This window comes from Amycolatopsis sp. NBC_00355 (assembly GCF_036104975.1).
GTDB lineage: Bacteria > Actinomycetota > Actinomycetes > Mycobacteriales > Pseudonocardiaceae > Amycolatopsis.
Genome location: NZ_CP107982.1, coordinates 3,900,263 through 3,920,664, shown reverse-complemented (window position 1 = coordinate 3,920,664; position 20,402 = coordinate 3,900,263). Strand labels below are relative to the sequence as shown.

The window sequence follows — 20,402 nt, the reverse complement described above, 5'->3', positions numbered from 1 at the left end:
CCTGAGGGTGCCCCTCACGGCATCCGACGTCAGGGCCGGGGGATGTTGCGCAAATTGCTCCGCGCCAGCTCCAGCATCCGGCCGACGCCGCCGTGCAGCACCGTCCGGGTCGAGGCCAGCGCGAAGCCCCGGACCTGCTCACCCGTGATGTGCGGCGGCAGCGAAAGCGCGTTCGGGTCGGTCCGGACGTCCACCAGGAACGGGCCCGGCGACGCCAGTGCCCGCTCCAGCGCCGGGCGGACCTGGGCCGGGTCGTCGACCGCCACGGACTGCAGGCCGCACGCCGCCGCGATCGCCGCGTAGTCCGCGGGGCCGTGGTCGGTCTCGTAGAACGGGTAGCCGGCGACCATCATCTCCAGCCGGATCATGCCGAGCGAGCCGTTGTTGAACACCACGACCTTCAGCGGCAGGTTCTGCTCGCGGACCGTCAGCAGCTCGCCCAGCAGCATCGACAGCCCGCCGTCGCCGGAGAGCGAAACCACCTGCCGGCCCGGCGCCGCCGTCTGGGCGCCGATCGCCATCGGCAGCGCGTTGGCCATCGAGCCGTGCCGGAACGAGCCGAGCACCCGCCGGCCCGGCCCCGGTGTCAGGTAGCGGGCGGCCCACACGTTGCACATCCCGGTGTCCACGGTGAAGATCGTGTCGGTGCCGGCCAGCTCGTCCAGCTGCGCCGCGACGTACTCCGGGTGGATCGGCCGCAGCTTCGTGATGTCCTTGGTGTAGGCCGAAACGACGTTCTCGAGCGCCTTGGCGTGCCGCCGCAGCATCTTGTCCAGGAACGTCCGGTCGGTCCGCCGTTCCAGCAGCGGCAGCACCGCGCGCAGCGTCGCCCCGACGTCGCCGGTGACCCCCAGCTCCAGGGGCGTGCGCCGGCCCAGCCGCGCGGCGTCGCGGTCGATCTGCACCGTGCGGCGGCCCGGCAGGAAGCTGTCGTACGGGAAGTCCGTGCCCAGCAGCAGAAGCAGGTCCGCTTCCTGCGTCGCCTCGTAACAGGCGCCGTAGCCGAGCAGGCCGCTCATGCCGACGTCGTACGGGTTGTCGTACTGGATCCACTCCTTGCCGCCGAGCGAGTGGCCCATCGGCGCGTTGACCGTGGCGGCGAGCTCCAGCACCTCCGCCCGCGCGTCGCGGACCCCGGCGCCGGCGAACAAGGCGACGCTCTCCGCCCGGTTGATCAGCTCGGCCAGCTCGCGGACGTCTTCGGCGGCCGGCTCCTCGACGGGCGTGCGGTAGGCGAGCGGGCTCGTCCCGGTTTCGTGCGCGACCGGCCGGGCGCCGACATCACCGGGGATGACCAGCACGGACACGCCGTGCTTGCCGACCGCGGTCTGCATGGCGATCCGCAGCAGCCGCGGCATCTGCGCGGCGCCGTTGACCATCTCGGTGAAGTGGCTGCAGTCGGCGAACACCCGCTCCGGGTGCGTCTCCTGGAAGTAGCCGGTGCCGATCTGGTCCGACGGGATGTGCGACGCGAGCGCCAGCACCGGCGCGCCGCTGCGGTGGGCGTCGTAGAGGCCCTGGATCAGGTGCGTGTTGCCGGGCCCGCAGCTGCCGGCGCAGACCGCCAGCCTGCCCGTGACCTGGGCTTCGGCGGACGCCGCGAAGGCCGCGCCCTCCTCGTTGTGGGTGTGCACCCAGTCGAAGTCCGGGTGCCGGCGGACGGCGTCCGCGATCGGGTTGAGACTGTCGCCTACGAGGCCGTAGATCCGCCGCACGCCCGCCGCGTGCAGCACTTCGATGAGCTGTTCCGCCACGGTCGTGGCCATCAGGTGTCCCTTCGCGCGGCGGTCCGTCCTTGATCGACAGTATTACCGCAGCCCGTGGTTGTCCGCCCAGGCGGCGATCGCGGCGGCGATCTCCTTCGGCCGGTCCTCCTGGGCGTGGTGCCCGGCTTCGCCGCCCGCGACGACGTCCAGTGCCGCGACGTTCTCCCTGCACCACCGCGTCATCGCGTCCCCGATGAGCAGGGTCGGCGAGCCCTCGAACGTCAGCAGCAGCTTGGGGACGTCGTCGCTGGAAGCCAGCCACCCGTCGTAGGCCTCGATGCGCGTGACGAGCCCGGCCGGGTCGCCGCCGAGGGGGAGCTGGCGGGCCCACGCGAGGACCGGGCGGCGGCTCTCCGGCGTCGGAAACGGCGCCAGGTAGGGCTCGAGATCGGCGACCGGCGTGCGCACCCCGCCGGTGAAGGCCTGCCGCACGAACAGGTTCCGGTCCAGCACCATCTCCTCGCCGACGCCGGGGGTGCGGATCTTCCGCGACCGCTCGGCCGCCTGCGGCGACAGGTCCTCCCAGGCCATCGGCTTGACGATCGTCTCGAAGAACGCCAGCCCCCGGACGCGGCCGGGGTGCCGCGCGGCGAAGTCGAACGCGAGGGCGCCGCCCCAGTCGTGCCCGACGAGGACGACGTCGGCCAGGCCGAGCGCGTCGAACCAGGCGTCGAGGTAGCGGGCGTGGTCGGCGAAGGCGTACGGGACGTCGGGCTTGCCCGAGCGGCCCATGCCGATCAGGTCGGGGGCCAGCAGCCGTCCGGCCCCGACGTCCGGCAGGACGTTGCGCCAGCCGTACGACGAGCCGGGGTTGCCGTGCAGGAACACGATCGGGGCGCCGCTACCGGATTCTTCGTGGTGGATGACCGAATCGAGGACGGGGGTTTCGGGCATGGCCGGTCCTTCAGGAGGGATCGAGGGGGGTGTCGAGCAGGAGGGTGAGCTCGCGGACCAGCGCGTCGGTGCGTGCGCCGTCGCGGCCGCCGAGGGGGGCCAGGAGCCGGTCGAGCAGGGTGCTCACCGTGGTGATCGCCGGCCGGACGATCTCGCGGCCGTGGCCGGTGAGGGTCAGCCGGACGGTCCGGTTGTCGGCGGCGTCGCGGGTGCGGGCGATGAGCCCGTCGGCGTCGAGGGCGCGGGCCAGCTTGGAGACGTAGAGCGCCTCGAGCCCGGTCTGGTCGGCCAGTTCCCGCTGGCTCGGCTGCCGGCCGGTGCCCTCCAGGCCGTAGAGCGACGCCATCAGCACGTACTGGGCGTGGGTCAGCCCCAGCGGCGCCAGGGCGCGGTCGACGGCCACGCGCCACTTCATGGACAGCCGCCAGACGAGGTAACCCGGCGTCGCGCCGTTCGATGTGCTGCTCACGGTCGATACAGTACATGGCTACTAAATACATGGCTACTATTTTGGGCGGCGTGAAACCCAGGCGGACGCGGGCGAGGTCAGGCCAGTTCGCGGATCCGGGCCATCGCGCGCCGGACCTCGGCGAAGCCGGTGGTCAGCGGGCTCAGACCGATCCGGATGCCGTCCGGGCGGCGGAAGTCGATGATGACGCCGTGGTCGATGAGCACCGCAGAGAGCCGTTCGGCGTCCGGGTGCCGGAGCGTGACGTGGCCGCCGCGCCGGTCGTCGTCCCGCGGCGAGGCGATCGTGAACCCGAGCGGGACCAGCCACGCGTCGGCGAGGTCCAGGACCCACCGGCCCAGCTCGACGGCCTTGGCGCGCACGCGCGTGATCCCGGCCTCGGCCAGCAGCGCGACACCTTCCCGGACGCCGACCAGGCCGAGCACCGGCGGGGTGCCGGACAGCGCGCGGCGGATGCCGGGCGCCGGTTCGTAGCGTGCCGCCATGCCGAAGGTGTCGGCCGCTCCCATCCAGCCGGTGATCGGCTGGCCGAACGCGCTGTGGTGCCGGGCGGCGACGTAGAGGAACGCGGGCGCGCCGGGGCCGGCGTTGAGGAACTTGTACGTGCAGCCGACCGCGAAGTCGACGCCGGCCGCGTCCAGCTCCACCGGGATCGAGCCGACGCTGTGGCAGAGGTCCCAGACGACGAGCGCGCCGTGCTCGTGCGCCAGCCGGGTGATCCCGGCCAGGTCGGCGATCGCCGCGGACCGGTAGTCCACATGGGACAGCACGACCGCCGCGGTGCGCTCGCCGACGACGGCCGCGACCTGCTCGGCGCCGAAGCCGTCCCACGGGTCGGCGTCGATCCACCGCACGGTCAGGCCCAGTTCGGCGGCGACGCTCTCGACGAGGAACCGGTCGGTGGGGAAGTTCGCGGTGTCCGTGACGAGCTCGTCGCGCCCCGGCCGCAGCGCGACGGCGGCCCGGATCGTCTTGTACAGGCAGACGGACGTCGAATCGGCGACGATCGCCTGCCCGGGCGCGGCCCCGAGCGCGACCCGGCCCAGTTCGTCACCGAGCTGCCCGGGCAGCGTGAGCCAGCGTTCGTCCCACGACCGGATCAGCCGCGAACCCCACTCCTGGGTGACGACTTCCTGGAGCCGTTCCGCCGTGGCGAGCAGAGGCCGGCCGAGGGAGTTCCCGTCGAGGTAGGCGACGACGCCGGGATCCGCGATCGGCACGAACCGGCCCCGGAACGCGGCCAGCTCGTCGGCGGCGTCGAGCGCCTCGGCGCGGGCGAGGGAGGTGTCGGCGGCGGTCAGTTCGCCTGCTCCTTGCCGTTTTCTCGGCCGCTTTCCTTGACCCGTTCGGCTTCCTTGCGCACCTCGGCCTGGGTGGCGCGCTCGCGCTCCAGCCAGGCCGGGCTTTCCGTCTTCAGCGCGTCGATCTGCTCGGTGGTGAGCGCGTCGGTGACACCGCCGCGCGCGAGGCCGCCGATGGACACGCCCAGCTTCGCCGCGACGACCTGGCGCGGGTGCGGGCCGGTGCGGCGCAGCTCGCGCAGCCACTCCGGCGGGTCGGTCTGCAGCGCGTTCAGCTCGTCGCGCGAGACGACGCCCTCCTGGAACTCCGGGGGCGTGGCTTCGAGGTACACACCCAGTTTCTTCGCCGCTGTCGCGGGCTTCATCGTCTGGGTGGTCTTGTGCGACGTCATGCCGTCCAGGGTAGCCAGCGCCCGACCGGTAACCTGACCCGGTGACCGGCCCGGACGTTCCCGCCTCCTTCCGGCTCGCGTACGTCCCGGGAGCGACACCCGCCAAGTGGGTGCGGACCTGGGCCGAGCGGGTCCCCGAAGTGCCGCTGCTGCTCGTTCCCGTGGCCGCCGCGGACGCCACCGCCCTCGTGCGCGAGCGCGGCGCCGACGCGGCCCTGCTGCGCTCGCCGCTCGACCGCGAGGGCCTGCACGCGATCCCGCTCTACACCGAGACGACGGTCGTCCTCGTGCCGAAGGACCACCTGGTCGCCGCGGCCGACGAAGTGTCCACAGCGGACTTGGCGGACGAGGTCGTGCTGCACCCCCTCGATGACACGATCGAGTGGGATTCGCTCCCGGGTCGCCCGGCCGTGGACCGCCCGGCGACGACGGCGGACGCGATCGAGCTCGTCGCGGCGGGCATCGGCGTGCTGGTCCTCCCGCAGTCGCTCGCGCGCCTGCACCACCGCCGTGACCTCACCTACCGGCCGGTGGCGGACGCCCCGCAGTCGGGCGTGGCGCTGTCGTGGCTCGAAGACGAGACCGGCGACCTGATGGAGCAGTTCATCGGCATCGTCCGCGGCCGCACGGTCAACAGCACGCGCGGCCGGGCGCCCGCACCCGCACCGGCTCCCGCCGAGCGGAAGCCGCCGGCCCGCAAGCCCGCCGGGGGCAAGGCCGGCAAGCCGGGAGCCGGCCGGCGCGGCGGTGGAGTGGCGAAGCGCGGGAAGCCGCGCCGCCGCTCCTGAGCGCTCAGCCCGTTTCGCAGACGCAGTTGCCGTTGGCGCGGTCCGGCAGGTCCGGGTCGTCGAACCAGTGGCCGTCTTCGCCGAGGTAGCGGAACTGGAGCACGGTGCCCGGCACCACCTCGACCGACGTCGACCGGCGGCCGTTGGACCGCGGCATCAGGTGGTGGCGGCCGGGCGTCCAGTCGTTGAACGAACCGACGACACTCACCCGCCCCGGCGGGGCGCCGATCGGCAGGCTGAACGTGACGCGCTTCGAACCGGCGCGGCTCTTGCTGATCTTGATCACTCGGCGGTGGCCCTTTCACGGGACGGTCAGGAGGGCGTGCTCGACGCTGAGCGCGCCCATGATCGCACACCTGTGACGATTCGGTCACGAAGAGTGCTCAAAAGGGGGACGACGCCGCTCAACGGTGCGCCACCGACCGGGTGGACCTGGCCCGATCCATGATCATCTTGCTGTCTTTCGGGGGTTCCGGTGCAAAACTGGCTGCCGTGACCATCACCGTTGATCGTCTCGTCAAGGACCCGTGTGCCTGGCTCAGCGCCGCGACTCGCGAGCTCGCCGACGCGCCACCGGCCGACACGCGAGCGGTGCTCCTGACGGTGTGGGACGGGCTGGCCGCGGCGCGGCTGGCCGGCCTGCACGCCGCCACGGCTTCGCCCGGCTGGCAGGTGCGGCAGCGCTGCGCCGAAGCGGTCGAGTTCGACCTCGCCGTCCAGCTGGCCCGGGACTGCACCGTCGCCACCGGCCTCAACGTGCCGGCCCGGCTGCCCGGAGCCGCGGTCGCCTGGACGATCGACCGGGCCGACGCCGCGGTCGCCACGATCATCCGCTTCTGCCGCACGGCGGAACGCGTCCTGCGCCGGGCCGGCGAGCTGAGGCCGGTGTGGGAGGACAGCCTGCTCGGCCCGGTCGCGCTGACCCGCTGGCTCGGCGACTGCTGGGCGGGCCGCCACACGTGCTGCCCGCTGACGCTCCCGGCGCCCCCACCGCCGTGGTGGCGCTGAAGGATCCGGGCGTGTCCGTCAGGGGAAGGCGGGACCGGCGAGAGGAGCATCGGGTGACCAGATCCGCGGCCCGCCGGTGAAACTCCCCGACGCCACCCGTTCGTGCCTGCGCGAGCTGCTGCTGGCCGAACTGGCCGACGCCGGGACCCGAGCCCGTAAGGCGGGCTGCCCGCCCGGCACGCTGGCCGAAGCCCTCGACGTCCGCCTGACCTCGCTGACCTCGATGACCTCGCTGACCTTGAAGACCTCGGACCCCCGCCCCGCACCAGACCTGGCCAGTGGTCCGTGAAGGCCCCCTTGAGGGACTCTACGTCCGTGAAGGAGGCCTTCACGGACTTGCGGGCGGGGGTGGAGGTGGCGGTGGGGTCAGCGGGCGAGGACGGTCAGGGCCGTGGTGACGATCCGGTCGAGGCGGGCGTCGTCGGCGAGGGCGGCGCTCAGCCAGTCGTCTCGGGTGGAACCGTTGCGCGGCAACCGGTCGAGCACCGCCGGGTCGGCCGCGCCGAACAGCACGCGCACGACCGCCGTGACCGCGACCGCCGGGTCCTGGCCGCGGGCCAGCCGGGCCTCGATGGCCCGCAGCGCCTGCTCGGCGAGACCCGAAAGCCGGGCGTCGTCGACCTCGTGCGGCCGCACCAGCTCCAGCGCCGCGAGCTCGGCCGAGCTGTCGGCCGGCATCGGCGCGACCGGCGCGCGCTTGTGGCCGAGCGGGCGCTCGACGTGCTCGGCGTACCAGTTCGGCCGGGTTCGCATGGCCGCCAGCACTTTCCGCACCTCGCGATCGAGCGTGTCCCGCGTGTCGCGGCCGGCCGGCTCGCCGGTGACCTCGGCGCGGTGCGCGGCCCAGCCGGCCAGCGGCCACAGCTCGCCGCCCGCGGTCGTCGGCACCCCGACCCAGAGCAGGATCCGCACGGCCAGCTCGCCCAGCCACGGGTCGCCGCCGAGGGCGTCGCCCAGCCAGGCCGGGAGCCGAGGTCGTTGCAGCGCACCGATTTCGCCGCGCCGCCGCCGGTGCGCGTCGACGGTCGCCGGGTTGAGCCGGGTGGCCAGCCAGCCCTCCAGGTTCTCGATCGGCCCGGTCGCGCGCCGCAACGCGTGCTCCACCACGGCTTCGACGTCGTCGTGGAAGCCGTCGAGGCAGTCGGGCCGCATCCATTCGAGCCCGCGGAGGCAGTCCGGGTGCCGGCGTCGCAGCTCCAGCGGCCTGGTGAGCCGCGCGAACACCAGCGGCCAGGTCACGGCGTAGACGGCTCCGCGCAGCCGGGCGAGGTCGCGGGGCGGCGCGGCCGAAGCCGAACCGGCCAGCCGCCCGGCGCGCGCCAGTTCACGGACCCCGGCCACGTCGGCCGGGCGGATCGGGTGCGCGGTGCCGGGCAAGCGGTCCTCCAGCTGCCTCGTGGCGAATACGCCGACAGGGCACATGGTCGGCCGGGCGGGGGAGAGGAAAAGGCCGGTGCCAGGCCGAGTTCCGGGCCGACTGGCCAGCGACTGGCCACCCGGGTGAATCACCTGATCGGTGCAGCGAATACGTCCGATCGCGCGGAAGTCCGCGTGCCACAATCGGTTTCCGATGGCACACGACGGCGGGTTGAGCCGCGAACTGACCACGCTGCGGCGGGGCTGGGGCCTGGAGACCGAGGGCCTGCTCAGCCGGGTGGGCCCGCTGATCTCCGGCTGGTGCGAGCTGCACCGCGCGAAGAACGACCGGGAGGCGCGGCGCGTCCTGCGGGCCGCCATCGAGTCCGCGATCGAGGAGTTCCCCCGGGACGACCGCCTCGCGGTCACCATCGCGCTGTGCATCGAACCGGGCGCGCAGTACGCGCTGCTCAGCGACCGGGTCGCGGTCCTGATGGAGCGGCTGCAGGTCGCCGAGCGCACCGCCCGGCGGCGGATCGACCGGGGCTGCGCCCGGCTGGCCGCCGAGATCGAGGCGAGGACACATCCCGACCGGGGTGAGCCGGACCCGGACAAGGGCTGGTTCGTCAAGCGACTCAACGCCGTCGTGCGGCTCGACACCCCGGTGCCGACGCTGATCGAGGACCGCCTGATCGTCGCGACCCGCGACGGCCTGAACCGGATTTCGGCACAGCTCACGGTGCCCCGCGTCGAAGACGGCACCGACGCCGAGCGCGACGTGGCCGCCGACGCCCGGTACGGCGTCCGCATGGGCGAGCCGATCCGCCAGGGGCAGCGGCACTTCCGCTGGCCGCTGGACCTGCCCCGGCCCCTGAAGGCCGGCGAAGACCACACCTATTCGCTGGAGTACCAGGTCCGCGACGGCCGCCCGATCCGCCCGTCGTACGCGTTCGTCCCGCTGGTGACGTGCGAGTCCTTCACGGTCCGCGTCCGCTTCGACCCGCACCACCCGCCCCGCGCGGTGTGGCGGCTGGACAAGGTGCCGAACTCGGTTCTGTCCGACCCGCCGCAGCCGGGCGAGCCGTTGCCCCTCGACGGCACGTTCGAGGTGGTGCAGGACTTCGCCGCGCCCCAGCTGGGGTACGCGTACGGCGTCCAGTGGCTGCCGGAGGCGTAACGGGCCGGGCCTCGCCGACGACCCTGGGTGGGTCGTCCACCAGGGGAGGCCCGTCATGGGAAACAAAGCACTCGCCGCACTGGCCGGGGCGCTGGTGGTCGCCGCGGGCGCGGTGGCCTTCGCCGGCGCGTCCGCGGCCGTGGGCCCGGCGCCGGCGCCGATCGTCCAGGCGGCGCAGGCCACCTGCGTCACCGACGGCAACGGTTTCTGCACGGTCGCCCACGGCCTCGGCAAGGTGCCCGAGGCGATCGTGGTGTCGCCGAACACGCCGAGCGCGTTCAACGCGTTCACGCTCAACACGGTGCTGGGCTCGTCCACGGCGACGACGTTCCAGGTGCGCGCGATGTTCGGTCAGACGACCCCGAAGACGTTCGGCCAGATCTGGTTCACCTACGCGGCTTACGGCACTGCGGCAACACCGCCGACAACGACATCGCAGCCCCCGACCACGACCCCTCCGCCCCCGACCACGACGCCGCCCGCGGGCTGAACCGGGTCACGGAATCCGCGGCGAAACCCTTGCCCGGCAACGACTTCAGGTCACCGTGGCCGTGGCGACGGCTTGTCCCGCAGTTCGTCGGCGAAGATGGCGTCCATGCGGGAACCGGCCCGCAGCAGGACGCGGGCGGCCGCGCGGATCCCGTAGCCCAGCGCGAACAGGAGCAGCAGGCCCAGGCCGATGGCCGCGGAGTTCGCCACGAGCGCCTCCCGGTACTGGTGCGCGAGGTAGCCGAGGCCGGCTCCGGCGGTCACGGCGTCGAGCAACGCCAGCCGGAGCAGGGGGGACGGTGCGGCTCGGAGTGCGGTGGCCATCGTTCACCTTCCCGCCGGGCCGTTCAGCGGCAACGTCCTTGCAACTTAGACGAGCGTGCTCCGGTCGGCAGCCACGACAACCTGTTTGGCCTACCGGGTGGGCCCGGATGGCCGCTGTGATAACTTGAAACGAACTGGGTCTTCTTTGCATTGGCACATCCCCGAGCCGCCTGCGCGCACCGGGGTCAGGGGGCGGTAGCTCAGTTGGTTAGAGCAGGGGACTCATAATCCCTTGGCCGCGGGTTCGAGCCCCGCCCGCCCCACTCGATCGTGGGCGAGGTCCGCTCGCGCGGGAACTCGCCGCTCGCGAATTTCCCCTGACGCGCACGCGCCGAGCATCGATTTCCGTTGCGCACGCAGCGTTTCCCGCCGGTTCCCGGGCCCGGCCGGACCCCGCCCGGCCGGACCCGGGAAACGAATCAGCGCCCCGCCGACGCCGAAACGCGGCGACAGCCGCCTCGGCCCGGCCGTCCCGGAACCCGGCCACGGCTGCGTAGAGCAAGGGATTCCCGGCGTTGACGCACCCGGGCACGTCCGCCACCGAAGAGCAGTTGTTCGGCCGGTTGCCCGTCACCGTCGCGCCGTTGGCCGGCGTCACCCGGGCGTCCAGCGTGTAGACGCCGCCGGCGTCGGCGGCCGGCGGCGAGTAGCCCGCCCCCGGCTCGCCCGCGGTGTTGTCCGTGACGCTCCCGCCGTCGAAGGTGAGCGCGTCGTAGAACAGGCCGAGCCCGCCGCCGCTGCCGCCGTAACCCGCCCAGCCGACGTAACCGCCCGGGCCCGGGACGCCCGCGTCGCCGCCGCGGCCCGCGTGGTTTCCGCTCAGCTCGGTCGTCGTGACGACCGGGTCCAGGTGCGCACCCTGGCGGGTGGACACGAACAGCCCACCGCCCGAGCCGCCGCTGCCCCCGGCTCCGGAACCGGCGCCGGGGCCACCCGTTCCGCCCGGGCCGCCCACCCCGGCGGTGTTGCCCTTCCCCCGCGCGTACACGACGCTGTCCTGGGCCACGACCCGCCGGCCGGGCAGCTCGACGCTCTCGACGACCGAGCGCAGCAGCCGGCCCGTGACGGTGCTGCCGGTGATCCGCAAAACCGTGCCGGCGGAGGTGTAGAGCCCGCCGCCGAAGCCGCCCGAGCCGCCGTCGCCGCCGGTGGCCGTCCCGGTCGCGTCGCCGCCCCGGCCGCCGTCGCCGGTGGAGTTGCCGGTGATCTCGCTGTCGGCGATGGTCAGGGGAGCGGTCGTGCTCCCGATGCAGGAGGAGATCCCGCCGCCGAAGCCGGCCAGCCCGCCGCGGCCGGGCGAGGCGCCGTCGGCCCCGCGCCCGCCCGAGCCGGACGTGTTGCCGGTGACCGTGCTGCCGGTGATGCTCAGCGGACCCCAGTTCTCGATGGCGCCCCCGCTTTCGCCCGGGTTTCCGCGCCCGTCGCCACCGGCGCCGACGCCGTCGGGCGCGTGGCCGCCGGTGAGCGTGACGTCGGTGAGGGTCAGGTCGCCCCGGTTGGCGATGAGCCGGAACTGCGGCGCGCCGGCGGCCCGGCGGATCGTCGCGTGGTTGCCCCGGACCGTGACCTTTCCGCGGACGGACGGCAGTCCCGCCGCCCAGGTGGTGTCGGCTACGGCGGTGAGCGCGTAGTCGCAGCCCGGCGCCAGCGACAGCGTGTCCGCGTCGGCGGTGGCGCTCGCCGCGGCGACCGCCTGGACCAGCGCGGCCGCGTCGCAGGGAACGGTGGTCTCGGCCGCTTGCGCCGGCGGTGCGACCAGGGCCAGCGCGCCCAGCGCGGTCACCACGGTGGCTCGTCTTCGGAGTTTCGTGCCTGTCATCGGAGTCCCCTCGTCCTGCGCGCGGGGGAGCCGGGGCAGCACGAAGTGGCCCCCGGAGCGTGCCTCCCCCGCACGACGAACATCGACACCAAGGCTCGCGGTGATCCGGTGTCACCGGGTTTCCGCTGAGCTGTACTGTCCACAGTGGACCAATCAGGCGACCCGGCACCAGATGTTGCTGATCCGCCCGGCGTGGCTCAGCTCGATCGGGTCGAGCCGCACCCGCGTCCCACCCGGGTGGTCGAACAACCGGACGCCGTCGCCGAGCAGCACCGGCACCACGTGCACCAGCACCTCGTCGAGCAGCCCGGCTTCCAGGCACCGCCGGGCCAGCGTGGCGCCCAGCAGCGCGACGTAACCGTCCCCGGCGGCCTTCGACGCGGTCGCGACGGCGGCCCCGAGGTCGTCGACAAAGGTGAAACCCGGCTGGGCCGTCGCCGGGTCGTCGCGTGTCAGCACGAACTTCGGGCCCTGCCAGCGGCCGCTGTAGACCTCGCCTTCGGCCGACGTCGCCGGGGCGTAGGTGTGGTGGCCCAGCAGCACCGCCCCGATCCCGGCGAGCAGCCGCTCGACGACCGGGTTCGGCCCGGAGAACTGCCCCGCGAGCCAGGACATGTCGTCGGCGGGCCCGGCGACGAAGCCGTCGAGGGACATCGTGATGTGGTAGAGCAGCTTGGCCATGGAAGGTGCCTTTCCGCGCGGGGTCACCTCTACTGACCTGCCTCGCCCGGAAAACTCATCGCTCAGGCGGCGACGAGTTCCCCGGCGTCCGAAGCGTCCCGGGCGTAGCGGCGCGCCATCGTCGCGCAGACGATCAGCTGCAGCTGGTGGAACAGCATCAGCGGCAGCACGATCAGCCCGACCTGCGCGTGCCCGAACAGCACCGTCGCCATCGGCAGGCCGCTGGCCAGGCTCTTCTTCGACCCGCAGAACACGATGGTGATCCGGTCGGCGCGGGCGAACCCGAGCAGCTTCGCGCCCCACCCGGTCGCCGTCAGCACCGCCGCGAGCATGACGACGCAGACCGCCGCGAGCACCAGCAGGTGGCCGACGTCGAGGCGGTGCCAGATGCCTTCGGTCATGCCCGCGCTGAACGCCGTGTAGACGACCAGCAGGATCGACCCGCGGTCGAACAGCTTGAGCGGCGCGGAGTTCCGCGTGATCCAGGCGCCGATCCAGCGCCGCGCCAGCTGGCCGGCGACGAACGGCGCGAGCAGTTGCAGCACGATCCCGAGCACGGCCGAGCCGTCGACGCCGGCGCCGTCCCCGGACAGCAGCAGCGCCACCAGGATCGGTGTCACCACGATCCCGGCGAGGTTGGACAGCGACGCGCTGCAGATCGCGGCCGCCACGTTGCCCCGCGCGATCGACGTGAACGCGATCGAGGACTGCACCGTCGAGGGCAGCACGGCCAGGAACAGCACGCCGGCGGCGAGCTGCCCGGGCAGCACCGACGACGGCAGCAGCGTCACGGCCAGGCCGAGCAGCGGGAACAGCACGAACGTCGAGGCGAGCACGACCGAGTGCAGCCGCCAGTGCCGCAGCCCGTCGAGGGCCTCCTGGGTGGACAGCCGGGCGCCGTAGAGGAAGAACAGCAGCCCGACGGCGATCGTCGTGGCCGTGCCGAACCCACCGGCCACGGCGCCCGAAGCGGGCAGCAGCGTGGCGACGCCGACGGTGGCGAGGATGGCGAGGATGAACGGGTCGAGACGCAAGCGGGACATGGATCTCCTTCCACGGCCATTCTCGGCCGCCTCGCGCTCATTGTGAACCCCGATGACCGGACTGACTGTCATCGCCGATTGTGATAAAAGAAGCGAGTGCTGGACCCACGACTGTGCCGGTCGTTCCTCGCCGTCGCCGAGACGCGCAGCTTCACCGCGGCCGCGCGCCGGCTCGGCGTCGGCCAGCCGACGGTCAGCCAGCACGTCCGGCGGCTGGAGAAGGACGCCGGCGGGCTGCTGTTCGCCCGCGACACCCACACGGTCGAGCTCACCGCGCGCGGGCAGGCCATGGTGGGGTTCGCGCAGACCATCGTGGACACCGAAGAGCGCGCGCAGCGGCACTTCCGCGGCGCCGGGCTGCGCGGCCGCGTCCGGTTCGGGGTGTCCGAGGACTTCGCGCTCGGCGAGCTGCCGGAGATCCTGCACCGGCTGCGCCGCAGTCACCCGCTGGTCGACGTCGAGCTGACCGTCGAGCTCTCGGACGTCCTGGCGCAGCGGCTGCGGGCCGGGCAGCTGGACCTCGTCCTCGGCAAACGCCGGCCGGGCGCGCACCACGGCCGGCTGCTGTGGCGCGAACCGCTGGTGTGGATCGGTTCGGCGGCCACCGTGCTGGAGCCGGGCCAGCCGGTGCCGCTGGTGCAGTACCCGATGCCCTCGATCACCCGGCAGCTCGCGGTCGAGTGCCTCGAACGCGCCGGCCTGGAGTGGCGGGCGGCGTGCCAGACGTCGAGCCTCACCGGCCTGCGGGCCGCGGCGGCGGCCGGGCTCGGCGTCACCCTGCACGCGCGCAGCCTCGTCCCGGCCGACCTCGTCGAGCTCGACGGCCTGCCCGAACCCGGGGACATCGAGTTCATGCTGCTGGCGCGGGAGTCGATGGAGGAGCCCGCGGCGGCGCTGGCGGAGTTCGTGCTGGACCGGGTCGGCTCCGGGAAACCGGACTGACTACGCCTCTTCGCCGGTCAGCAGGCGCCGCAGCCGGGCCAGCGCGCGGTGCTGGGCGACGCGGACCGCGCCCGGGGTCGAGCCGACCGCGCCCGCCGTCTCCTCCGCGGACAACCCCACGACCACCCGCAGCACGACGATCTCGCGCTGCTTCTCGGGCAGGATCTCCAGCAGCCGCGCCAGCCGTTCGTTGAGCTCGAACTGCAGGGCGCGCTGCTCCGGGCCGGCGGTCTCGGCGACGCCGTCGGGGACCTCGGCCATCGGGTCGGTCCGGTTGCGGGCCGCGGCGCGGTGCGCGTCGGCCACCTTGTGCTGGGCGATGCCGTAGACGAAGGCCAGGAACGGCCGGCCCTGGTCGCGGTAGGACGGCAGCGCGGTGAGCACGGCGAGGCAGACCTCCTGGGCGACGTCGTCGGCCGAGGCGAAGGACCGCTCGCTGCGCCCGACGCGCGCCCGGCAGTAGCGCACCACCAGGGGGCGGATCGTGGCGAGCAGCCGGGCGGTCGCGGCGTCGTCGCCGGTGATCGCGTCGGCGACCGGCTCGTCGTGGCGGCGCCAGTGGTCCGGGAAGTCCCCGGCGGGCTGCGCCGCGGCGATCTCCCGGACCAGCGCGCGGCTGCGCACCCGCAGCAGGGTGCCCTCCACGTCGAGGCCGACGCGCAGCGAGTCGTGCAGCGCGGCGTTCGACTCCCGCAGCTGCTCGGTGATCGCGCGATCCCCGTACTCGGTTGCCGGCATTTCAGCTCACCTTCCCCTGTCCCGCTGATCGTCGGGTCGTGCGGCCCGGTGACGCCGGAGGCGTTCCCGTACGTGGCGGAGGTTGGACCGGACGGTCGCCGGGGCGACCCGCAGCGCCTTCGCGATCTCCGCGGGGGTGAACCCGTCGAGGGACCACGCGAGGACCGCTCGCTGCTGGCCGGGGAGCGTCGCGAGCAGCTCGATGAGGTCGCCGTGCTGCTCCACCAGAGCGGCCAGCTTCTCGTCGTCCCGCGGGTCGGCGACCGGTGCCCAGTCGACGCGCGCTTCCCCCGGCGCGTCGAGCAGCCGGCCGGCGACGCGGCGGACCCAGGCCCGCGGGTCCTCGATGGTCGGCCACGCCTCCAGCGCGTGCAGCATCGCCTCGGCGGCGACGTCACGCGCGGTTTCGACCTCGAACCCGGCCTTGCACAGGAACGCCACGAGTGGCGGGAAATCGGCGCGGAAGAACGCGTCGAACTCGTCTCGACCGCACACGGCCGCCTCACCACCCCTCGCCTCCACAGGAACAGGTGCGGTGAGGTGACCGCTACGTGTAACGATTCGGTCAAGACTCCTCGGTAGGAGTAATGCGGTGCGCCATCCGGATCACGCACAGTGATGGGTTGGCCGGACGATCTTGGGTACCCGGGCGGGATGAGTCACGGAGACCGACACCACGGGCACTTGGCCGCGCGTCCCGGTCCCGGCCGGAGACGCACCCGCGAACGGTGACTTCCGGTCACCGGCCGGCCACCGCGCGTCCCGGCGCGCGGCCGACCCCGGCCGAGCCGGAAAACCTTGCCGGACCGGTAAACCGGCCACCGGTGACCAGGGCTGAGCGCAGTCGCGCAAGGGGACGCGCCGGGGCCGTTGCCGTCGATCGGGTGACGTGATCGACATCGAGATCCCCGGAAGAAAGGCGTACTCTCACGTGTTGCAGTCTTGGTTGCCCGGAGGGTGAGCCGGGGACCGACGCCAAAACCCCTTGACCGACGCGGATACGCTTGCGCGCCCCGCGGCGGTCAACTCGGTTGACGCGTCACGACAATGGGAAACAAGAGAGCTAGGGAGGTGAACGAAGGAAATGGAAGCCACGATGACGGGCTGGGCGGAACTCGCGGCCTGCAAGGACGAGGACCCGGAACTGTTCTTCCCGATCTCCGAGGTCGGTCCGGGCGCCCGGCAGACGTCCCACGCGAAGGCGGTGTGCGGTCGCTGCCCGGTACGCGCCGAGTGCCTCGGCTACGCGCTCGACAACGGCCTGGACCACGGCGTTTTCGGCGGTGCCACCGCGGTCGAACGCCGGCGCCTGGTGCACACGGCGCCCCAGCGGGACCGAGTGGCGTGACCGCCGCCCGGTGACCTCTTCCCGGCGGCCTCGAGCGAAACACCGAAACCGGAGAATAAGATTCCGGGAGTGTGTGTGCCCGGGTGGGTGATTTCACGGAATCACCCACCCGGGCATTTGCTTTGCCTGATGTGGGTGACGCATTGTCCGAATAGCATGAGCGCGTTTCCGCCACGCCTTCACTCACGTGAGTCACGTCGCCACTCAGGTGAGTCGCGGCTCCGATCACGCGGGTCACGGCGTCGATCACGCCGGATCCGCGTACGTGCTCACTCGGATGCAGGCCGGCCGTCGGTGGGCCAGGTCTCCGGCAGGCCCCACGGCGCCGCCGACGGCGGTTCGAACGCCGCCATCGCCGCCACCAGGCCGCGTTCGACCGTCAGCAGCGTGACGCCGAACCAGCGGTAGCCGTCCTCGCCCGGGCGACGCAGGTACGTCGCCACCGCGGGCTGGCGGTTGGCGCGGATCGGCAGCATCCGGAACCGGCCGACGCACGTCGGCGACGCCGGATCCATGCTGAGCGCGAGCGCCCGGATGATCGCCCCGCGCGAGCCGAACCACAGCGGGTAGGGCGGCATGATCGCCTGGGCGTCCTCGTGCAGCAGCTTCGCCACGGCGCTCGGGTCACCTTGCTCGTACGCCGCGATGAACCGCTTGAGCAGCGCGGCTTCCGCCGCCGTCGGGTCACCGGTGGTCCACTCGGAACGGCGCGCGGGCAACCGCTCACGCAGCGTCGTCCGGGCCCGCTGGAGCGCGCTGTTCGCCGACGCGACGCTCGTCTCCAGCAGTGCCGCCGTCTCCTTCGCCGACCAGCCGAGCACGTCGCGCAGCACCAGCACGGCCCGCTGCCGCGGCGGCAGGTACTGCACGGCGGCGAGGTACGCCAGTTCGATCGTCTCCCGCTCGACCACCACGGCGTCCGGCGTCTCGAGGTCGAGCAGCCGGTCCGGACACGGCTCGAGCCACGGCTGGTCCACGGCGGCGAGCGGCCCGTCCGGTTCCCCGGCCGGCCCCAGCTGATCGGGCAGCACCCGCCGTGGCCGGCGATCGAGCGCGTCGAGGCAGGCGTTGGTCGCGATCCGGTAGAGCCAGGTGCGCACACTCGCGCGGCCCTCGAAGCCGTCGCGGGCCTTCCACGCCCGCAGGAAGGTCTCTTGCGTGAGGTCTTCGGCGTCCCCGAGCGAGCCGAGCATCCGGTAGCAGTGCACCTGGATTTCCCGGCGATGCCGCTCGACGACGCTTTCGAAGTCCACCCCGGCAAGCTAGCGCACCGCGGGTCAGGAGCCGAGGACCCGCGCTTTGGCGGCTTGGTACTCGGTTTCGGTGAGCAGGCCCTCGCGGCGCAGAGCCGCGAGCTTTTCGAGATCGGCCGCCAGCCCGCCGGTCGCCGGCGGTCCGCTCTTGCGGCCTTGGCGATCGAGGATCAGGTTCGGCCACCGGGAACCCTCGCTCCCCGGTGTCCCGCGCACCCCGAACGAAACGGAGAAGATCCCGGTCCGGGATTCGACGACCAGTTCGTGCGCCTTGTGGACCAGGTCCTTGAAGCCGTTCGCGTCGCGGAACCGGCCCATGGAGTAGCGCGCGGTCAGCACGTGCTCGAGGTCGATCAGGACGCAGGTCGGCTCGAGGAAGCCGAAAGCGTTGCCCCGGGCGATCAGCAGCCGGTCGTCGGTGAGGGCGAGCATCGCCACGCGCAGGTTCGGCAGCAGCACCGGGCAGGCTTCCCGCACCACTTCGCCGGGCATCAGGAAGTCGGTCATCGTGTCCCAGTGGAACGCGTACCGGTGGTCGATGAGGTTCCGGCGTTCCGCGGTGAGGGTGTCGGTGAACGCCGGGGCCCGGGCCGCTTCCCGGCGCCGGACGGCGACGAAGTCGTCGACCTTCGCCGCCGCGGCGATCGCGGCCTCGTCGATGGCCGCGCGCTCGGCGGGTGACGGGCTCCCGAGGGAGGCCGCCACCGGATGCTCCGCCGTCTCGGCCCACGAGCGGACGAACACCGCGATCTTCAGCGCCAGGACGTGCTCGTCCAGCTCGTCACACGCCGCCGACCAGGCGGCGCACCACTGCCACAGCGTCCGCTCGGGGTGCTCCGGGCCGAGCCGGGCCAGCCGGACGAGCTCCCGCAGCGGCGGGCCCGCGTCCGCCGGCGCGGCGCTCGACGCCGCGTCGAGCAGGTTCGCGAACAGGTCGGCGTCCTCGAGCGACACCACCGGCCACCGGCTCCGTCCGAACACCGGCCCTCCTCCCGTCCCGCCCGCGCGCCGCGAGCGAGACGGGAGTCGGCCGGGGAGGCCGGGGTGTTACGGGACCGCGGGGGTCTCGTCCGCCAGCCGCTCCAGACCGCTCTGCGTCTTGAGCGGCAGGTGCTTGAGGAACGCCACCGCGACGACCACCAGCAGCGCGATCGGCGCCGCGATCAGGAACAGGTCGCTGGTCGCGGTGCCGTACGCCTCGCGGATCACCTTGGCCACCGGCTCCGGCAGCGTCGCCAGGTTCGGCACCGTCTCCGAGCTGCCGCCGCCCGGTAGCGGCCCGAGTCCCGCAGTGATCAACGCAGTCACGCGGTCGGCGAGCACCGCGCCGAGCGCGCTCACGCCGATCGAGCCGCCGAGGCTGCGGAAGAACGACAGCGTGGACGTCGCCGCGCCGAGGTCGTGTGCCGGGACGTCGTTCTGGGCCACCAGCACCAGGTTCTGCATCAGCAGGCCGACGCCGACGCCGAGCACCAGCATGAACAGGCTGAGCACGAGCACGCTCGTGTGCGCGTCGATCGTGCCGAGCAGCCCGAGCCCGGCCGCCAGCAGGATCGCGCCGAGGACCAGGTGCGCCTTCCACTTGCCGGTCCGGCTGATCAGCTGGCCCGAGACCGTCGAGGAGACGAGCAGGCCGAAGATCATCGGCAGGCTCATCAGCCCGGCCACCGTCGGCGACTTGCCCAGTGCCAGCTGGAAGTACTGCGACAGGAACACCGTGCCGCCGAACATCGCGACGCCGACCAGGAAGCTGGCCACCGTGGTCAGCGTGATCGTGCGGTTGCGGAACAGGCCCAGCGGCAGGATCGGCTCGCGCACCTTCGCCTCGACCAGCACGGCGAGCGCGAGCACGACCAAGCCGGTGGTCACCAGCACCGCGGTCTGCCACGAGCCCCAGGCGAACTGGTGCCCGGCCAGCGACGACCAGACGAGCAGCGTCGAGACCCCGGCCATGATCAGGAACGCGCCGAGGTAGTCGACCTTCACGTCCCGGCGGACCGTCGGCAGCTTCAACGTCCGTTGCAGCAACAGGATCGCGGCGACGGCGAACGGGACGCCGAGGAAGAAGCACCAGCGCCAGCCGAGCCACGACGTGTCGACCAGGACGCCGCCGATCAGCGGGCCGGCGACGGTGCCGACGGCGAACACGCCGCCGAAGATCCCGGAGAACTTGCCGAGCTCACGCGGGGAGACGATGGCCGCCATGATCACCTGCGCGAGCGCGGTGAGCCCGCCACCGCCGATGCCCTGCGCGACCCGGCTGGCGATCAGCACCTCGATGTTGCCGGCGAACCCGGCCACGAGCGAGCCGACCACGAACAGCGCCAGCGAGACCTGGATCAGCAGCTTCTTGTTGTAGAGGTCGGAAAGCTTGCCCCACAACGGAACCGTCGCTGTCATCGCCAGCAGCTCGGTGGTGACCACCCAGGTGTAGGACGACTGCGAGCCGCCCAGCTCGCTGACGATCCGCGGCAGCGCGTTGGCCACCACGGTCGAGGCGAGGATGGCCACGAAGATGCCCATCATCAGCCCGGACATGGCTTCGAGCACCTGTCTGCGGCTCATCGGGCCGGTCGTCGTCGCCGGTGGATCTGCGGTCATGGACATGGGTGTC

General features: G+C 72.9%; 24 protein-coding genes and 1 tRNA gene. 10 read left to right on the top strand and 15 right to left on the bottom strand.

From position 1 onward, the window contains the following. Positions 1-29: 29 nt before the first annotated feature. The 5 genes from OHS18_RS17070 to OHS18_RS17050 form a co-directional block, all read right to left on the bottom strand. Positions 30-1,766 carry a pyruvate dehydrogenase gene (locus OHS18_RS17070; protein ID WP_328617702.1) on the bottom strand — a complete coding sequence of 579 codons (1,737 nt, stop codon included), beginning with the start codon at positions 1,764-1,766 and terminating at the stop codon, positions 30-32. Positions 1,767-1,808: 42 nt separating this feature from the next. Continuing rightward, the gene (locus OHS18_RS17065; protein WP_328451455.1) at positions 1,809-2,660 is read right to left on the bottom strand and encodes a haloalkane dehalogenase; all 852 of its coding nucleotides are present in this window, start codon (positions 2,658-2,660) and stop codon (positions 1,809-1,811) included. 10 nt (positions 2,661-2,670) lie between these two features. Next, complete coding sequence (locus OHS18_RS17060) at positions 2,671-3,129, bottom strand: MarR family winged helix-turn-helix transcriptional regulator (RefSeq protein WP_328617701.1); 459 nt, start codon at positions 3,127-3,129, stop codon at positions 2,671-2,673. 77 nt (positions 3,130-3,206) lie between these two features. Further along, complete coding sequence (locus OHS18_RS17055; RefSeq protein WP_442875419.1) at positions 3,207-4,430, bottom strand: kynureninase; 1,224 nt, start codon at positions 4,428-4,430, stop codon at positions 3,207-3,209. Then, on the bottom strand, positions 4,427-4,822 hold the full coding sequence (locus OHS18_RS17050; RefSeq protein WP_328617699.1) for a DUF5997 family protein: 396 nt from the start codon (positions 4,820-4,822) through the stop codon (positions 4,427-4,429). Before OHS18_RS17050 ends, OHS18_RS17055 begins: the two co-directional genes overlap by 4 nt. A gap of 41 nt (positions 4,823-4,863) precedes the next feature. Here OHS18_RS17050 and OHS18_RS17045 point away from each other — a divergent pair, with 41 nt between their 5' ends. Beyond that, the gene (locus OHS18_RS17045) at positions 4,864-5,610 is read left to right on the top strand and encodes a LysR family substrate-binding domain-containing protein (protein WP_328617698.1); all 747 of its coding nucleotides are present in this window, start codon (positions 4,864-4,866) and stop codon (positions 5,608-5,610) included. A 4-nt stretch (positions 5,611-5,614) separates the two neighbouring features. Here the strand turns inward: OHS18_RS17045 and OHS18_RS17040 are convergent, their stop codons facing one another. After that, the gene (locus OHS18_RS17040; RefSeq protein WP_328451465.1) at positions 5,615-5,896 is read right to left on the bottom strand and encodes an isoamylase; all 282 of its coding nucleotides are present in this window, start codon (positions 5,894-5,896) and stop codon (positions 5,615-5,617) included. Between the two features lie 206 nt (positions 5,897-6,102). On the opposite strand from OHS18_RS17040, the gene OHS18_RS17035 reads away from it, so the two are divergent. Both OHS18_RS17035 and OHS18_RS17030 read left to right on the top strand, forming a co-directional pair. Continuing rightward, positions 6,103-6,618 carry a hypothetical protein gene (locus OHS18_RS17035; protein WP_328451467.1) on the top strand — a complete coding sequence of 172 codons (516 nt, stop codon included), beginning with the start codon at positions 6,103-6,105 and terminating at the stop codon, positions 6,616-6,618. Positions 6,619-6,694: 76 nt separating this feature from the next. Next, positions 6,695-6,907 carry a hypothetical protein gene (locus OHS18_RS17030; RefSeq protein ID WP_328617697.1) on the top strand — a complete coding sequence of 71 codons (213 nt, stop codon included), beginning with the start codon at positions 6,695-6,697 and terminating at the stop codon, positions 6,905-6,907. Positions 6,908-6,984: 77 nt separating this feature from the next. Here OHS18_RS17030 and OHS18_RS17025 read toward each other — a convergent pair whose 3' ends face one another. Continuing rightward, positions 6,985-7,995, bottom strand: coding sequence for a hypothetical protein (locus OHS18_RS17025; RefSeq protein WP_328617696.1), 1,011 nt, complete (start codon positions 7,993-7,995; stop codon positions 6,985-6,987). A 193-nt stretch (positions 7,996-8,188) separates the two neighbouring features. Here OHS18_RS17025 and OHS18_RS17020 point away from each other — a divergent pair, with 193 nt between their 5' ends. Beyond that, positions 8,189-9,151, top strand: coding sequence for a hypothetical protein (locus OHS18_RS17020; RefSeq protein ID WP_328617695.1), 963 nt, complete (start codon positions 8,189-8,191; stop codon positions 9,149-9,151). A gap of 55 nt (positions 9,152-9,206) precedes the next feature. Next, on the top strand, positions 9,207-9,641 hold the full coding sequence (locus OHS18_RS17015) for a hypothetical protein (RefSeq protein WP_328617694.1): 435 nt from the start codon (positions 9,207-9,209) through the stop codon (positions 9,639-9,641). 50 nt (positions 9,642-9,691) lie between these two features. Here OHS18_RS17015 and OHS18_RS17010 read toward each other — a convergent pair whose 3' ends face one another. Continuing rightward, on the bottom strand, positions 9,692-9,964 hold the full coding sequence (locus tag OHS18_RS17010; RefSeq protein ID WP_328451477.1) for a hypothetical protein: 273 nt from the start codon (positions 9,962-9,964) through the stop codon (positions 9,692-9,694). A 189-nt stretch (positions 9,965-10,153) separates the two neighbouring features. Between OHS18_RS17010 and OHS18_RS17005 the strand changes: the two genes are divergently transcribed. The 3 genes from OHS18_RS17005 to OHS18_RS16995 all read left to right on the top strand — a co-directional run bounded on the left by OHS18_RS17005 (position 10,154) and on the right by OHS18_RS16995 (position 11,595). Next, positions 10,154-10,227 (top strand) — tRNA-Ile (locus tag OHS18_RS17005). A 603-nt stretch (positions 10,228-10,830) separates the two neighbouring features. Further along, positions 10,831-11,073, top strand: coding sequence for a hypothetical protein (locus OHS18_RS17000; protein WP_328617693.1), 243 nt, complete (start codon positions 10,831-10,833; stop codon positions 11,071-11,073). 93 nt (positions 11,074-11,166) lie between these two features. After that, the gene (locus tag OHS18_RS16995) at positions 11,167-11,595 is read left to right on the top strand and encodes a hypothetical protein (protein ID WP_328617692.1); all 429 of its coding nucleotides are present in this window, start codon (positions 11,167-11,169) and stop codon (positions 11,593-11,595) included. A gap of 341 nt (positions 11,596-11,936) precedes the next feature. On the opposite strand, the gene OHS18_RS16990 is transcribed toward OHS18_RS16995, so the two are convergent. Together OHS18_RS16990 and OHS18_RS16985 are read right to left on the bottom strand one after the other, a co-directional pair. Beyond that, positions 11,937-12,464: a dihydrofolate reductase family protein gene (locus OHS18_RS16990; RefSeq protein ID WP_328617691.1), complete on the bottom strand. Its 528-nt coding sequence runs from the start codon at positions 12,462-12,464 to the stop codon at positions 11,937-11,939. Between the two features lie 62 nt (positions 12,465-12,526). Continuing rightward, a complete protein-coding gene (locus OHS18_RS16985) occupies positions 12,527-13,507 on the bottom strand; it encodes a bile acid:sodium symporter family protein (RefSeq protein ID WP_328617690.1) in 981 nt (326 codons plus the stop codon). A 96-nt stretch (positions 13,508-13,603) separates the two neighbouring features. On the opposite strand from OHS18_RS16985, the gene OHS18_RS16980 reads away from it, so the two are divergent. Beyond that, complete coding sequence (locus OHS18_RS16980; RefSeq protein ID WP_328451484.1) at positions 13,604-14,449, top strand: LysR family transcriptional regulator; 846 nt, start codon at positions 13,604-13,606, stop codon at positions 14,447-14,449. Here OHS18_RS16980 and OHS18_RS16975 read toward each other — a convergent pair whose 3' ends face one another. Beyond that, on the bottom strand, positions 14,450-15,046 hold the full coding sequence (locus tag OHS18_RS16975; protein ID WP_328458848.1) for a sigma-70 family RNA polymerase sigma factor: 597 nt from the start codon (positions 15,044-15,046) through the stop codon (positions 14,450-14,452). A gap of 147 nt (positions 15,047-15,193) precedes the next feature. Beyond that, entirely contained in the window at positions 15,194-15,682 is a 489-nt protein-coding gene (locus OHS18_RS16970; protein WP_328617689.1) for an RNA polymerase sigma factor, read from the bottom strand. 589 nt (positions 15,683-16,271) lie between these two features. On the opposite strand from OHS18_RS16970, the gene OHS18_RS16965 reads away from it, so the two are divergent. After that, positions 16,272-16,535 (top strand): WhiB family transcriptional regulator, encoded by a 264-nt coding sequence (locus tag OHS18_RS16965; protein WP_328451488.1) that lies wholly within the window; start codon positions 16,272-16,274, stop codon positions 16,533-16,535. Positions 16,536-16,804: 269 nt separating this feature from the next. Here the strand turns inward: OHS18_RS16965 and OHS18_RS16960 are convergent, their stop codons facing one another. The 3 genes from OHS18_RS16960 to OHS18_RS16950 form a co-directional block, all read right to left on the bottom strand. Next, positions 16,805-17,788: an RNA polymerase subunit sigma-70 gene (locus OHS18_RS16960; protein WP_328617688.1), complete on the bottom strand. Its 984-nt coding sequence runs from the start codon at positions 17,786-17,788 to the stop codon at positions 16,805-16,807. A gap of 24 nt (positions 17,789-17,812) precedes the next feature. Continuing rightward, on the bottom strand, positions 17,813-18,769 hold the full coding sequence (locus OHS18_RS16955; protein ID WP_328617687.1) for an SHOCT domain-containing protein: 957 nt from the start codon (positions 18,767-18,769) through the stop codon (positions 17,813-17,815). Between the two features lie 66 nt (positions 18,770-18,835). Then, the gene (locus OHS18_RS16950; protein WP_328617686.1) at positions 18,836-20,395 is read right to left on the bottom strand and encodes an MDR family MFS transporter; all 1,560 of its coding nucleotides are present in this window, start codon (positions 20,393-20,395) and stop codon (positions 18,836-18,838) included. Positions 20,396-20,402: the final 7 nt, after the last annotated feature.

What these genes read in the sequence shown, in the direction of transcription:
- OHS18_RS17020 (WP_328617695.1), top strand. Translation starts at nt 8,189, where the DNA reads ATGGCACACGACGGCGGGTTGAGCCGCGAACTGACCACGCTGCGGCGG.
- OHS18_RS16985 (WP_328617690.1), bottom strand. Translation starts at nt 13,507, where the DNA reads ATGTCCCGCTTGCGTCTCGACCCGTTCATCCTCGCCATCCTCGCCACC.
- OHS18_RS17010 (WP_328451477.1), bottom strand. Translation starts at nt 9,964, where the DNA reads ATGGCCACCGCACTCCGAGCCGCACCGTCCCCCCTGCTCCGGCTGGCG.
- OHS18_RS17070 (WP_328617702.1), bottom strand. Translation starts at nt 1,766, where the DNA reads ATGGCCACGACCGTGGCGGAACAGCTCATCGAAGTGCTGCACGCGGCG.
- OHS18_RS16950 (WP_328617686.1), bottom strand. Translation starts at nt 20,395, where the DNA reads ATGTCCATGACCGCAGATCCACCGGCGACGACGACCGGCCCGATGAGC.
- OHS18_RS17065 (WP_328451455.1), bottom strand. Translation starts at nt 2,660, where the DNA reads ATGCCCGAAACCCCCGTCCTCGATTCGGTCATCCACCACGAAGAATCC.
- OHS18_RS16990 (WP_328617691.1), bottom strand. Translation starts at nt 12,464, where the DNA reads ATGGCCAAGCTGCTCTACCACATCACGATGTCCCTCGACGGCTTCGTC.
- OHS18_RS17050 (WP_328617699.1), bottom strand. Translation starts at nt 4,822, where the DNA reads ATGACGTCGCACAAGACCACCCAGACGATGAAGCCCGCGACAGCGGCG.
- OHS18_RS16965 (WP_328451488.1), top strand. Translation starts at nt 16,272, where the DNA reads ATGGAAGCCACGATGACGGGCTGGGCGGAACTCGCGGCCTGCAAGGAC.
- OHS18_RS17015 (WP_328617694.1), top strand. Translation starts at nt 9,207, where the DNA reads ATGGGAAACAAAGCACTCGCCGCACTGGCCGGGGCGCTGGTGGTCGCC.